This is a genomic window from Haladaptatus sp. R4, assembly GCF_001625445.1.
Taxonomy (GTDB): domain Archaea; phylum Halobacteriota; class Halobacteria; order Halobacteriales; family Haladaptataceae; genus Haladaptatus.
This window is the reverse complement of sequence record NZ_LWHG01000028.1, coordinates 487,436-500,317: the sequence shown is the minus strand read 5'-3', so window position 1 is coordinate 500,317 and position 12,882 is coordinate 487,436. Positions and strand designations below refer to the sequence as shown.

The 12,882-nt window shown below is 61.7% G+C and carries 13 protein-coding genes and 1 pseudogene; 12 read left to right on the top strand and 2 right to left on the bottom strand.

Annotated features, from left to right (window positions below; all coding sequences use genetic code 11):
* The first annotated feature begins 24 nt into the window (after positions 1 to 24).
* Both gyrB and gyrA read left to right on the top strand, forming a co-directional pair.
* Positions 25 to 1,941, top strand: coding sequence for a DNA topoisomerase (ATP-hydrolyzing) subunit B (gene gyrB / locus A4G99_RS17585; protein ID WP_066146520.1), 1,917 nt, complete (start codon positions 25 to 27; stop codon positions 1,939 to 1,941).
* Positions 1,938 to 4,426, top strand: a pseudogene (gene gyrA, locus A4G99_RS17580) (DNA gyrase subunit A). The gene gyrB and the pseudogene gyrA overlap by 4 nt, the downstream one beginning before the upstream one ends.
* 45 nt (positions 4,427 to 4,471) lie before the next feature.
* On the opposite strand, the gene A4G99_RS25285 reads toward gyrA, so the two are convergent.
* Positions 4,472 to 4,672: a hypothetical protein gene (locus tag A4G99_RS25285; RefSeq protein ID WP_150123144.1), complete on the bottom strand. Its 201-nt coding sequence runs from the start codon at positions 4,670 to 4,672 to the stop codon at positions 4,472 to 4,474.
* Positions 4,673 to 4,848: 176 nt separating this feature from the next.
* Complete coding sequence (rocF, locus tag A4G99_RS17575) at positions 4,849 to 5,769, bottom strand: arginase (RefSeq protein ID WP_066146517.1); 921 nt, start codon at positions 5,767 to 5,769, stop codon at positions 4,849 to 4,851.
* 148 nt (positions 5,770 to 5,917) lie between these two features.
* Here rocF and A4G99_RS17570 point away from each other — a divergent pair, with 148 nt between their 5' ends.
* From A4G99_RS17570 to A4G99_RS17525, 10 genes are all read left to right on the top strand, one after another.
* A complete protein-coding gene (locus A4G99_RS17570) occupies positions 5,918 to 6,451 on the top strand; it encodes an Rrf2 family transcriptional regulator (protein ID WP_066146514.1) in 534 nt (177 codons plus the stop codon).
* A 123-nt stretch (positions 6,452 to 6,574) separates the two neighbouring features.
* A complete protein-coding gene (locus tag A4G99_RS17565) occupies positions 6,575 to 7,945 on the top strand; it encodes a hypothetical protein (protein ID WP_066146511.1) in 1,371 nt (456 codons plus the stop codon).
* A 2-nt stretch (positions 7,946 to 7,947) separates the two neighbouring features.
* Positions 7,948 to 8,220, top strand: a complete 273-nt coding sequence (locus tag A4G99_RS17560; RefSeq protein WP_066146744.1) for a DNA-binding protein — start codon at positions 7,948 to 7,950, stop codon at positions 8,218 to 8,220.
* Between the two features lie 48 nt (positions 8,221 to 8,268).
* Positions 8,269 to 8,805 carry an NUDIX hydrolase gene (locus tag A4G99_RS17555; RefSeq protein ID WP_066146508.1) on the top strand — a complete coding sequence of 179 codons (537 nt, stop codon included), beginning with the start codon at positions 8,269 to 8,271 and terminating at the stop codon, positions 8,803 to 8,805.
* A 54-nt stretch (positions 8,806 to 8,859) separates the two neighbouring features.
* Positions 8,860 to 9,336, top strand: coding sequence for a GNAT family N-acetyltransferase (locus A4G99_RS17550; RefSeq protein ID WP_066146506.1), 477 nt, complete (start codon positions 8,860 to 8,862; stop codon positions 9,334 to 9,336).
* A 76-nt stretch (positions 9,337 to 9,412) separates the two neighbouring features.
* On the top strand, positions 9,413 to 9,787 hold the full coding sequence (locus tag A4G99_RS17545; RefSeq protein WP_066146503.1) for a DUF555 domain-containing protein: 375 nt from the start codon (positions 9,413 to 9,415) through the stop codon (positions 9,785 to 9,787).
* Between the two features lie 44 nt (positions 9,788 to 9,831).
* A complete protein-coding gene (locus A4G99_RS17540) occupies positions 9,832 to 10,371 on the top strand; it encodes a CBS domain-containing protein (RefSeq protein ID WP_066146500.1) in 540 nt (179 codons plus the stop codon).
* A 104-nt stretch (positions 10,372 to 10,475) separates the two neighbouring features.
* Complete coding sequence (locus A4G99_RS17535) at positions 10,476 to 11,051, top strand: metal-dependent hydrolase (RefSeq protein WP_066146496.1); 576 nt, start codon at positions 10,476 to 10,478, stop codon at positions 11,049 to 11,051.
* Between the two features lie 74 nt (positions 11,052 to 11,125).
* Positions 11,126 to 12,277 (top strand): low temperature requirement protein A, encoded by a 1,152-nt coding sequence (locus tag A4G99_RS17530; RefSeq protein ID WP_150123143.1) that lies wholly within the window; start codon positions 11,126 to 11,128, stop codon positions 12,275 to 12,277.
* Positions 12,278 to 12,348: 71 nt separating this feature from the next.
* Positions 12,349 to 12,873, top strand: coding sequence for an N-acetyltransferase (locus tag A4G99_RS17525; protein ID WP_066146489.1), 525 nt, complete (start codon positions 12,349 to 12,351; stop codon positions 12,871 to 12,873).
* The last annotated feature ends 9 nt before the right edge of the window (positions 12,874 to 12,882 follow it).

The window sequence follows — 12,882 nt, the reverse complement described above, 5'->3', positions numbered from 1 at the left end:
CCTGCCTACTAAAAATCAGAATTTATGAGCGACGGAAATGAGTATAGTGCTGGGCAGATTCAAGTTCTCGAAGGGCTCGAAGCCGTTCGAAAACGCCCAGCGATGTATATCGGTTCTACCGACTCCCGTGGGTTACATCACCTCGTCTACGAAGTGGTGGACAACTCCATCGACGAGGCGTTAGCCGGATACTGTGACAGTATCGACGTAACGATCCACGAAGACGATTCCGTGAGTATCGCGGACGACGGACGTGGAATCCCCGTGGACCGGCACGAGGAGTACGACATGCCCGCATTGGAGGTCATCCTGACGGTCCTCCACGCTGGCGGGAAGTTCGACAACAAATCCTACCAGGTGTCCGGCGGTCTCCACGGCGTCGGCATCTCCGTGGTGAACGCCCTCTCGGAGAAGTTCGAAGTCGAAGTGAAGCGCGACGGTGCCGTCTGGCGACAGACGTTCGAGCGTGGCGATCCGGCGGGAGAGATGGAACGCGTCCGCGACATGCGCGACGACGAGGAGACGGGCACGTACCAGCGATTCTGGCCCGACCGTGACATCTTCGAAACGACCGATTTCACCTTCTCGACGCTCGAAAACCGCCTGCGCGAACTCGCGTTCCTCAACTCCGGCGTCAAAATCGTCCTCGACGACGAACGGGACGAGGAGAAACGGGAAACGTTCCGCTACGACGGCGGTATCCGCGAGTTCGTGGAGTACCTGAACGAGACGAAAACCGCCCTCCACAACGACGTCATCTACTTCGAGGACGAAGCGGACAACATCCAAGTCGAAGTGGCGATGCAGGCCACCGACGAGTTGCAGGGGTCGATTCACGCGTTCGCGAACAACATCAACACCCGCGAAGGTGGCTCGCACCTGACCGGATTCAAGACCGCCCTCACGCGCGTCGTCAACGATTACGCCAACGACAACGACATGCTGGGCGACATCGACGAGAACCTCCGCGGCGAGGACATCCGCGAAGGGTTGACCGCCGTCATCTCCGTCAAACACCCGGACCCGCAGTTCGAGGGACAGACCAAGACGAAACTCGGCAACAGCGAAGTCCGCGGTATCGTCGAGAGCGCCGTGCACGAGGGACTGTCGGTCTACTTCGAGGAACATCCGGACACCGCACAGGCCATCATCCGCAAGGCAGTCGAGGCCGCGAAGGCCCGAAAAGCCGCAAAGAAGGCCGAGGAACTCACGCGCCGCAAGAGCGCGCTCGAATCGAGCGCGCTCCCCGGCAAACTCGCGGACTGCCAGTCGCGTGACCCGAAGAAGTCCGAACTGTTCGTCGTGGAGGGTGACTCCGCGGGCGGGTCGGCTAAACAGGCACGAGACCGGGAGTTCCAGGCCATCCTTCCGCTGTTCGGCAAGGTGCTCAACGTCGAGAAACACCGTCTCGACCGCGTCCTCGAAAACGAGAAGATCCGGAACTTCATCACGGCAATCGGTTCCGGCGTCGGCGAGGAGTTCGACATCGAGGAGACGCGCTACCACAAGATCATCATCATGACGGACGCGGACGTGGACGGGGCGCACATCAGGACGCTGTACCTGACGCTCCTCTACCGTTACATGCAACCGTTGCTCGAAGCGGGCTACGTCTACGCCGCCCAACCGCCGCTGTACCGGGTTCGGTATCGCGGAAACACGTACGACGCGATGACCGAGGAGGAACGCGACCGCATCATCGAGGAGAAATGCGACGGGAACCCGTCGCAGGTCCAGCGGTTCAAGGGGCTGGGCGAGATGAACCCCGAACAGTTGTGGGAGACCACGATGAACCCCGAAAACCGCATCCTCAAGCAGATAACCATCGAGGACGCCGCCGCGGCGGACAAGATGTTCTCGGTGCTGATGGGTGATTCCGTCGGCCCACGAAAACAGTTCATTCAGGACCACGCGACCGAAGCGGAGTGGGTGGATATATGAGCTCCGATACACCGGACCTGCCGGACGAAGTCGCGGAGAAAGTAAAGAGCGTCCGCGTCGAGGACGAGATGGAACAGAGCTACATCGACTACGCGATGTCCGTCATCGCGGGTCGTGCGCTCCCCGACGTTCGTGACGGGTTGAAACCCGTCCACAAGCGCATTCTCTACGCGATGCACCGCTCGGGCGTGACGAGCAGCGCGAGTCACCGTAAATGTTCGAACATCGTCGGGGACACGATGGGTGACTTCCACCCGCACGGCGACCAGTCGATTTACGACGCGCTTGCCCGCATGGCACAGGAGTTCTCCATGCGCTACCCGCTCATCGACGGGCAGGGGAACTTCGGTAGCGTGGACGGCGACCCGCCAGCGGCGATGCGGTACACCGAGGCTCGGATGGACTCGCTGTCCGAGGAGATGCTCGCCGACATCGAGATGGACACGGTGGAGTTCAAGCCCAACTACGACGGGCGCTTGCAGGAACCGGAAGTCCTCCCGTCGGCCGTCCCGAACCTCCTCATCAACGGGTCGTCCGGTATCGCGGTCGGGATGTCCACGAACATCCCGCCGCACAACCTGGGAGAAGTCATCGACGCGACGGTCGAACTCATCGACAACCCCGACGCGACGATAGAGGACCTGATGGAGCACGTCAAGGGACCGGACTTCCCGACCGGCGCGAACATCGTCGGACGCAACGACATCCACCAGGCCTACACGACCGGACGGGGACGCCTCCGCGTTCGCGCCGAGTACGAGGTACAGGACGACCGAATCGTCATCACGGAACTGCCGTTCCAGACGAACAAGGCGCGACTCATCCAACGAATCGCCGACCACGTCAACGACGGCACCATCGAGGGAATCCGCGACCTGCGCGACGAGTCCGACCGCGACGGCATCCGCGTCGTGGTCGAACTCAAGCAGAACGCGATTCCGGAGGTCGTCGAGAACCAACTGCTGAACCACCGCCTCGAACGCACGTTCAGCATCATCTCGTTGGCGCTTGTAGACGGACAGCCGAAAGTGCTGACGCTAAAAGAACTGCTCGAACACTACCTCGACCACCGGCGCGACGTGGTTCGACGGCGGAGCGAGCACGAACTCGGCGAAGCCGAGGAACGCGCTCACATCCTCGAAGGTCGCTTCGAGCGCTCGAAAGTATCGACGACGTGGTCGAACTCATCCGCAACGCCGAGGACCGCGACGGCGCGCGTTCGGGCTTGCAGGAGACGTTCGACTTCTCCGAGAAGCAGGCCGAACACATCGTCCGGATGCAACTCGGTAGCCTGACCTCGCTCGAATCCGAGGAGATAGAGGCCGAATACGAGGACGTGACGGCGCGCATCGAACGTCTGAAGACCATCCTCGACGACGAGTCGGAACTGCTCGCCGTCATCAAGGACGAACTGCTGGAGATGAAGGAGAAGTACGCCGACGACCGGCGGACGAAAATCGTGGAGGACACGTCGGAGGTCACCCGCGAGGACCTCATCGCCGAGGAGGACGTGTTCGTCGTCGTCACCGAGCAGGATTACGTCAAACGGATGCCCATCGAGCGGTTCGACGCGCAGGGCCGCGGCGGCAAGGGTATCATCGGTGCGGACCTCAAAGAGGACGACAAAATCTCGAAGGTGTTCCGCGCGAACACCCACGACTACCTGCTCTGCTTCACGAATCACGGGCAGGTCTACCGCCTGAAGACCTACGAGATTCCGGAGATGTCCCGAACGGCGCGCGGCAAATCCGCCGTCAACATCCTCGATTTGGGGCGGGACGAGGACATCACGGCGGTCATCACGACGGACGAGTTCGAGGAGAACGAGTCGTTGAGCATGGTCACCGAACAGGGCTACGTCAAGCGGACAGCAGCCAAGGAGTTCGAGAACATCCGCTCGACCGGTAAGATCGCCGCGCGACTCGAAGACGGCGACAAACTCATGGACGTGAAGGTCACGGACGGAACGAAGGACCTGCTCATCTCCACGAAGAACGGGATGACCATCCGCTTCGACGAGACGGAAGCCCGCGAGATGGGTCGCAGCGCCCGCGGTGTTCACGGCATCAAACTCGACGACGACGACGAAGTCGTCGGGATGGTCGCCGCGAACGGCGACGTGGACGACCTGCTCACCGTCACCCGTCGCGGCTACGGGAAGCGGACGAAACTCGACGAGTACCGCGCCCAGTCGCGCAACGGCAAGGGCCTCATCGACATCAAGACCGGCGAGCGAAACGGCCCGGTCACCGAGATCAAGACCGTCATCGAGGACGACCACCTCGTAATGATGAGCGAGCGCGGTCAGATCATGCGCATTCGCGCGGCCGACATCTCGGAAGTCGGTCGGAACACGATGGGCGTCACCGTGATGGACGTGGACGAGGACGACCGCGTGGCGAGCGTGGACGTGATCCCCGCGGAAGCGGCGGACGCGATGCCGGACGAAGCTGAACCGATAGAAGACGACGCGGCCGACGAATAACGGTCGGTACGTTTTCAGCCGAAACGACGATTTTTCGACTCGGGATCAGTCGTTCAGAACCAGCGAGCGAAGCGCGGCGATGGTCGGCGTGAAACACGTCGGGTCGGAACTCGTCCCGACGAAGACGCCCTCGCTCGCGGCGGCGTTGCCGCCGCGAGCGTTCGATGAAAGATCGACCGGAAATCTACACCACCGCCAATAACTCGCATTTACACAACCACCAGAAACAGTCAGTGAAACGGCCACTAGTCACCAGTCGCTTTCCGGAAAATCTTCGATTTTCCGGGCCGAGGAACCCTCGAAGGAACGCGACGACTCGCTCTGCGAGTCCGTCGGCGTGACTGAGGGGGTGACGAAGCGCTTTTGGTGCAGATTTTGCCAGTGAGTGCGCCGGCGGCGCACTCACGCAGCAAAAGGTGCTGTTACAGGATACGCTTCCCCAGCGCGCTCGCCGCCAGTTCGGTGCAGAGCGCGGCGGTTTCGTTGTGCTCGTCGAGAATCGGGTTCACTTCCACGAATTCGAGCGAGCGGAGGATACCGTCCTCCCTGTCGCGCGTCGCCACGATTTCGAGGGCGGAGTGGGCTTCGCGGTAGCTGACGCCGCCGCGGACGGGCGTCCCGACGCCGGGGGCCTCCTTGGGGTCGAGCCAGTCCATGTCGAAGCTAACGTGGATGCCGTCCACGCCGTCGGTGGCGATGTCGAGGGCTTCCTCCACGATTTCGGTGATGCCGTGCTCGTCGATGTCGGACATCGTGAAGGTCGTGACGCCGCTCTCGCGGATGGCATCGACTTCGGTGTCGTCCACGCTTCGCAGGCCGACGAGGACGACGTTCTCGGCGCGCAGGCCGGGGGCGTTCGCCCAGTCGGTGTCCGCGAAGTCGTCCACCGCGAGCGCGCCAGCGAGCGGCATGCCGTGGACGTTCCCGCTCGGGGAAGTCTTCGGGGTGTTGAAGTCGCTGTGCGCGTCGAACCAGATGGCACCGATTTCTGCGTCGCGGGCCGCCCCGCCGAGGGTTCCCATGGCGATTGAGTGGTCGCCGCCGAGGACGAGCGGGAAGGCGTCGTCCTCGATTGCGTCCGCCACCCTGTCGGCGAGGCCTTCGCACGCGTCCGCCGTTTCGCGGAGGAATTTGGCTTTGCCTTCGTTCGGTTCGTGCGTTTCCGGATCGCGTTCCTCCGCGCGCGGGACGCTCAGGTCGCCGGTGTCGATGGCGGTCACGCCAGCGTCGGCGAGTTCCTCGGCCAGTCCGGCGTAGCGAATCGCGGACGGCCCCATGTCCACGCCACGTCGGTTCGCGCCGTAGTCGACCGGTGCCCCGATGATCTGGACGGGTTTCGTCATGCTAGAACGAACGAGGCGGGGGGGTTTCAAAGGCAACATTTCGGGTAGATGGATTGGTATTTATACTTGGAGTATCGACAGATAACAGACAGCGATTCTCCCGGCATATTCGGCGGATTTAAGGAAATCAATTACCAAGATTCCTCTAATGTCTAGTATTGAGTTGACGCCTAGTCAGGAGACGATACTGACGGCACTCGTAAATCTCCACCGTGAGACAGAAGATGCGGTCAAGGGCGAGGATATCGCCGAAGAAGTCGACCGCAACCCAGGAACGATTCGCAATCAGATGCAGAGTCTGAAAGCGCTCCAACTCGTCGAAGGTGTTCCCGGCCCGAAGGGCGGCTACAAGCCGACCGCGACGGCCTTCGAGGCACTCGACACGCAAGAACTCGACTCCGCCGCCGAGGTGCCACTTACCCACAACGGCGAGGAAGTCGAGCAGAGCAACATCGAGGAGATCGACCTCACGAGCGTGCACCACCCCGAACTCTGCCGCGCGGAGATTCACCTCCGTGGCTCCGTCCGTGATTTCCACGAAGGCGACGCGGTGAAGGTCGGCCCGACGCCGCTCTCGAAGCTCGTCGTGGAGGGGCGCGTCGACGGCAAGGACGACACCCGGAACATCCTCATCCTGAAGATCGAGGGGATGGAAGCGCCGACGGAAGAACCGAACCACTGAGTTCGGGAGCGATTCGAACGGGTTCGTATCTCACACGTTTGAATCTCACACGTTTTTCATTTCTTTGACGCCTGCGGTCCGCTTTCGGAAACTATTATCGACCGACGCACTCTAGTTCAATCGATGCATCGCCGAACACCGATTCGGTACACGACTCGCGCGGTCGCCGCGCTGTGGCTCTTCATCGCCCTCTCCGGTCACGCGCTGGCACACGGGGCGAGTATCGAGGGCTCATCGAAATCCCTGTCCGTCCCCCTCTGGTTGTTCATCCTCACGAGCGGCGGCGTGGTGAGCGCGTCGTTCCTCCTCGCCAGTTTCATCACCGACAGAAGCTTCATCCGTGAGATTCACGACTGGCAACGGTTCACGTCGTGGTCGGCAGACACGGTCATTCACGCGACGAAAGCCATCGGCGTCCTCGTTCTGCTCGGAATCATCGCCGCCGGATGGTACGGTCCGCCCACGTCGCGCGAAAACATCGCCATCATCTTCGTTTGGGTCGGGTGGTGGGCCGCGTACACCACAACGGTGTACATCTTCGGCAACACGTGGCCCGCGCTGAACCCGTGGCGAACCATCGGAAACCTCCTTCCCTCCCTCGACGTTCACTATCCCGAGCGATTGGGCGCGTGGCCGAGCGTCGTCGGACTGCTCGCGCTCATCTGGCTCGAAGTGCTCAGCCCCCTCGCCAGCGAACCCAAGATGTTGGCCGATATCATCGTCGCGTACTCGCTCATCACGCTCGCGGGAACCGTCGTATTTACCACCGAACGCTGGTTCAGCACCGTCGATCCCGTGGCTCGCGTCTTTCGTTACTACGGGCGGGTCGCCCCGTTCCATCGAACCGAGTCGGGATTCGAGTTTCAACTGCCGGGTGCACGGTTGACCGAGACGAAGTACGTGACGGGAATCGACGAAGTCGCGTTCATCATCGCCATCCTGTGGGTGACGACCTACGACGGGTTCGTTTCGACGCCGCTCTGGGCGGACATCGAAGGGGCGGTGACCGGTGCCGGAGTGCCGCGACACGTCACCTATCTCGCGGCGCTGCTTGGCGGGTTCTTGCTCTTCCTCGGCGCGTATCGACTGGCCGCGCGATTGGCCCATAACACGGCGGACACCTACCTCACCACCTCGGCGATCACCCGGAAGTTCGCGCCGTCGCTCCTGCCCATCGCCGTCGGGTATCATCTCGCCCACTACGTGGGCTACTTCCTCTCGCTCTCACCCACCCTCTTGGGAATGTTGTCGAACCCGATCAACCCGCCTCAACCGATCATCATCGTCCTTCCGCCGTGGTGGAGTGCGGTCAACATGGCGTTCATCCTGATCGGCCACCTGCTCGCGGTGTGGGTGGCCCACGCCACGGCGTACGAGGTGTTTCCGAGCAGGATGCAGGCGATACGGAGCCAGTACCCGCTCGTCGCCGTGATGATCCTGTACACGATGACGAGCATGTGGGTCGTTTCGCAACCGACGATCACACCACCATGACCATGACGATAGCGACAGACTACCACGTTCCGTCCGGCGAATCGGCCTACGAGTGTGCCTACTGTGGCTGCCCGTTTCGGAGTGAGGAGTATCTGGTGCTCCACCGCGGGTTGCAACACGGGGACGAACTCACCGAGGGTGAAGTCGAGGAGTTCTACGACACCTACGAGGAGGAGACGGAGGAACTCAAACACTTCCGTCTCAAGGCGCTCGGCGTGCTCGTCCTGCTGTACTTCGGCTTCCTGTTCATCTACGCCATCGTCGGCTTGTCGTAGTCGAACGAGGCGAACCGCTTATTCCAGTTCGAAGACTGGCTCTATCGTATGTCGATCCGAAAACGAAGCGAACGAGCCGTGGAGTCGTCACTCCGAAGGCTCGAAGACGAGTACGGTAGGTTCGATGTCGTCGAGAAGACGTGGGAGCATCCGCAGGACCAGTACCGGGCCATCGCGGAACGATTCGAGGACGAAACGCTCGGCGGGGCGGGAGTCTGGGTGACGAACGAATCCGGAGATGTGCTCCTCGTGCGTAACGATGGGGACGACGGATGGGGAGACCCGGGAGGAAAAGTAGAGGTCGGTGAAACCTTCGAGGAGGCTGCGATCCGTGAGACGAGGGAGGAAACCGGGATCGAGTGCGAACTGACCGGTCTGTGCGAGGTGCACATCATACGGAATCGGAATACCGAGGACGAGGGCCCCGAGATTGTTGAACTCATCGTGATTTTTCACGGGACGAAACTCGACGGTGACCCTCGGCCACAGGAAGGGGAAATCGCGGAAGTCGGGTGGTTTTCGACGCCGCCGGAAACGGCGCTGTATCCGGAAGTTCGAGACCGACCGTATCCCGCTTCAGAATAGCATTCTATCGCTTCCATCCGAACTGTTAGGGTCCCGTCCGTTGTCACCTGTTCTATGCTTTCGATTCGCTCCGCGACGGAGGACGACGCGAAACCGATTCTCGACCTCCGGAAGGCGTCCATTCGGGCCTTCGGACCGGAGGGCTACCACGACGAACAGGTGGACGCGTGGGCCGCCCAACCGCTCGGGGTGGCACCGTATCTGGAGTCGATCCGTGACGAATCGAAGTACGTTATCGTCGCGGAGGAGGACGGTGAGGTCGCCGGATTCGGCCGTCTCGAACTCGATACCGGCGTTCTCTCGGCGGTGTACGTCCACCCGGAGTACGCGCGGAACGGTCTCGGGTCGTCGCTGCTCTCGCATCTCGAATCCGTGGCACGAAACGTGGGCTTGGATTCGCTCTCCCTGCACGCGTCGCTGAACGCGGCCGACTTCTACGAGGAGAACGGGTACGAACGGATCGAGACGGTCGAACACGAGGTGTTCGGTGGCGTCGAACTCGCGTGCGTCGAGATGCGACGAAACCTGTGAAACGATTGGTCATCGAACTGCCCGGTTTCGACCGCCAAACCAAAAGACACGAAACCCTCCGGTGTTTGGTTCGAGTATGAGCAATTACCTCGTTGCGATGGAGGCGGCTTGGTTGGTACGCGATGTCAACGACATCGACGACGCCATCGGCGTCGCCGTCAGCGAAGCAGGAAAGCGGCTAAATCAGAAGAACATGGACTACGTCGAAGTCGAAGTCGGCGCGACGGGGTGTCCTGCCTGCGGCGAACCGTTCGATTCGGCGTTCATCGCGGCCCACACCTCGCTCGTCGGTCTCGTCCTCGAAATGAAAGTGTTCAACGCCGAAGGCGAGGAACACGCCCAGCGAATCGCGAAGAGCGAAGTCGGCGGCGCGCTCCGCGACGTCCCGCTGTCGGTGGTCGAAACCATCGAATTCGGCGAGGACGAGGAAATCGACTTCGGCGACGAATAAGCGGTCCGAACGATTTATACCATAACCATTGGTAATTTCTAGGCATGGAACTCCCGACACCCCAAGACCTTCGGGAACACCGAACCGATTTGGGACTCACGCAGAGTGAACTCGCAAAGCGGGCCGGTGTCTCTCAACCGCTCATCGCCCGGATCGAGGGCGACGACGTTGACCCGCGACTCTCGACGCTTCGACGCATCGTCAACGCCTTGGAGGAATCCGAGGGTGACATCGTTCGTGCGAACGACCTGCTCCACAAATCCGTCGTCAACGTCGGCCCGTCCGACACGGTGAGCGAGGCGGTACAGAAGATGCAGGATGCAGGCTACTCCCAACTCCCCGTCATCAACGAGGGCGTTCCGGTCGGTTCGATCAGCGAGAGCAGTCTCGTCCACGTCAGCGAGGACGCCCGCGACGAGGCCGTCCGTGAGTTCATGGACGAAAGCTTCCCGACCGTCTCGAAGTCGGCCACGCTCAACGAAATCAGCAACCTCCTCGACCACTACAAAGCAGTCATGGTGACCGAAGAGGGCGAAACCATCGGCATCGTCACCGAAGCCGATATCGCGGCTCGACTGTCCTAACGCGAATTGGGGTGTCTTCCGGTCGCAATCTCGTTTTTTCGGTCGTGTCGAACGCTACCGTTTCTCACCACAGACGTATCTCCGAAGCGGACGTACGACGAACCATGTGGCCGTGGGAATCCGCGATTTTCGCCTATCTCTGTTATTCCGCGTTCGTTCACGTCCGTCATCACGAACCACCGGGTGGAGCAGCGATCGTCGTCGCCGCCGTGGCCTCGGTCGTCCCAGACCTCATCGACAAGCCGTTGAGTTGGCAGTACGGCGTCTTTCGAAACGGGTACGCGCTCGGTCACTCGCTGTTCACCAGCATCCTCGTGATCGCCGTCGCTCACGCGCTCGCGCGGCGAACGACCCGCCCGCGATTGGGACTCGCGTTCGGTATCGGATTCCTCTCGCACAACGTCGGTGACGCACTCGAACACATGAACGAGGGAATCCGGTACGGTATAGAACACATGCTCTGGCCGGTAGTCGTGCTCCCACCCGACCACGACGCGGGGTTCACCGGAACGGTCGGGCAACTCCTCGCCGAGTACCGCGCCCACCTCGTCCATCACGACTTCACGTCGTACTTCGTTCTCGTCGGCGCGATTTCGGCGTGCACGCTTCTGCTCTGGGCGTACGACGGCTTTCCGGTCTTGCGAGAGCTAGTCGTGACGGTCCGTCGCGCGGTTCGATAGTTCGAAACGGTCGCTCTCCCACCGCAATTATACCCCCGCGGGTTCTCGTTCGGGACGAGTAAGGCATGTCAACGATGAGTACGAGAGATGTCGAGTCCGTGGACGAAACACAGCGCGACGGGGACGTCACGCCACTGGAGTTGTTCTTCGATTTGGTGTTCGTGTTCGCCGTCACGCAGATCACGGGTTTTCTGACGAATCACCTGTCGTGGCCGGGCGTCGTTCGCGGAATCGCGCTACTCGCCGTCGTCTGGTGGGCGTGGGTCTGCTACTCGTGGTTGACGAACGCCATTCCGGTCGAGGAGATTCTCCCCGAGCGGTTTGTCATCCTGTTGGCGATGGCGGCCATGCTCGTCGTCGCGCTGACGATTCCGCGCGCGTTCACCACGGACGCGGTATTCTTCGCCGTCGCGTACTTCGTCGTTCGCGCGTTGCACGTCGTCCTCTACGGACTGACCACGCCGCCGGAGACCCGGGAAGCGATACTCCGCCTCGCACCGGGATTTTTGGGAGCACCCGTCCTGCTCATCGTCTCCGGGTTCGTCGGAACGACGCTACAGGCGGCGCTGTGGACAGCCGCAATCGTCGTTGATTACGGAATCGCGCAATTTCGAGGCGTCGAAGGGTTTCACGTCCAAGCGAGCCACTTCGTCGAGCGGCATCGACTCATCATCATCATCGCGCTCGGCGAGTCCATCGTCGCCATCGGCGTCGGCATGGCCGGGTTGACGATCACCCCGCGACTCCTGCTCGCCGTCCTCTCCGGGTTCGCCCTCATCGCGACGCTGTGGTGGCTCTACTTCGATTACATCACGCTCGCCGCCGAACGCCGGTTCGCTCGGGCGTCCGACCGTGAACGGACGATACTGGCGCGCGATTCCTACAGCTACATCCACCTCATGATGATGGGCGGCATCATTTTCATTGCGCTCGGCATCGAACAGACGGCGGCACACCCGAACCAACCGCTCACCGCCATCCCCGCCGTCGCGCTCTGTGGCGGCGGAACGCTCTATCTCTGTGGTCACAACGCCTACCGGTTCCGCGACCACGGCACCATCAGCGTCGCGCGTGCCATCGTTGCAATCGTCGCCGTGCTGTTGATTCCGGTGATGATGGTGGTACCCTCCTTCGTCGGTCTCGGCCTGCTCACCGCGCTGCTCGTCGTCCTCGCCGCCTACGAAACGATCCGCTCCGAGGACCGACGACGGCTTCGGTCGCGTTGAACGACGACTTCGTACGAACTGAGAACGCAACTCCGCGATAGTTTTTTCATCGGTCTCGCTGACGTTTTCGCATGGGCATCGACGTCCGTCCGGCGACGCGGGAGGACACCGACGGAATCCAGCACGTCGCGGAGCGGGCGTGGCATTCGGCACACGCCCCGATAATCGGGGCCGAGACGACCGATGAGTTCCTCGAACGCTACTACGACGCCGCGACGTTTCGCTCGCTGTTCGAGGACGACGATTCCATCCTCGGCGTTGCAGTGGAAGACGGGAAAACGGGGAAGGAGAAAACGGAGGCGGCCGTCGTCGGGTTCGTCGGCGCGAGTCCAACCGACGGCGATTCCGCGACGTTCGATTTGGGGCGCATCTACGTGCTTCCCAGCAGGTGGCGCGAGGGAATCGGCGACCGACTGCTTTCACACGCCGAGCGGACGGTCGCGGACCGCGGCGGCGAGCGAATCCGACTCGGCGTCATGGCCGAAAACGAGCGCGCCATCGAGTTCTACGAATCGGCGGGCTACCGCCGCGACGAGAAGTTCTACGACGAGCGCATCGACACGTCGGGGTACGTGTACGTGAAGGAGTTGTCGTGAGTTATCGCG

Coding starts and splice junctions, on each gene's coding strand:
- gyrB (WP_066146520.1), top strand. CDS start 25: ATGAGCGACGGAAATGAGTATAGTGCTGGGCAGATTCAAGTTCTCGAA.
- rocF (WP_066146517.1), bottom strand. CDS start 5,769: ATGACGAAACCCGTCCAGATCATCGGGGCACCGGTCGACTACGGCGCG.
- A4G99_RS17570 (WP_066146514.1), top strand. CDS start 5,918: ATGTCTAGTATTGAGTTGACGCCTAGTCAGGAGACGATACTGACGGCA.
- A4G99_RS17565 (WP_066146511.1), top strand. CDS start 6,575: ATGCATCGCCGAACACCGATTCGGTACACGACTCGCGCGGTCGCCGCG.
- A4G99_RS17560 (WP_066146744.1), top strand. CDS start 7,948: ATGACGATAGCGACAGACTACCACGTTCCGTCCGGCGAATCGGCCTAC.
- A4G99_RS17555 (WP_066146508.1), top strand. CDS start 8,269: ATGTCGATCCGAAAACGAAGCGAACGAGCCGTGGAGTCGTCACTCCGA.
- A4G99_RS17550 (WP_066146506.1), top strand. CDS start 8,860: ATGCTTTCGATTCGCTCCGCGACGGAGGACGACGCGAAACCGATTCTC.
- A4G99_RS17545 (WP_066146503.1), top strand. CDS start 9,413: ATGAGCAATTACCTCGTTGCGATGGAGGCGGCTTGGTTGGTACGCGAT.
- A4G99_RS17540 (WP_066146500.1), top strand. CDS start 9,832: ATGGAACTCCCGACACCCCAAGACCTTCGGGAACACCGAACCGATTTG.
- A4G99_RS17535 (WP_066146496.1), top strand. CDS start 10,476: ATGTGGCCGTGGGAATCCGCGATTTTCGCCTATCTCTGTTATTCCGCG.
- A4G99_RS17530 (WP_150123143.1), top strand. CDS start 11,126: ATGAGTACGAGAGATGTCGAGTCCGTGGACGAAACACAGCGCGACGGG.
- A4G99_RS17525 (WP_066146489.1), top strand. CDS start 12,349: ATGGGCATCGACGTCCGTCCGGCGACGCGGGAGGACACCGACGGAATC.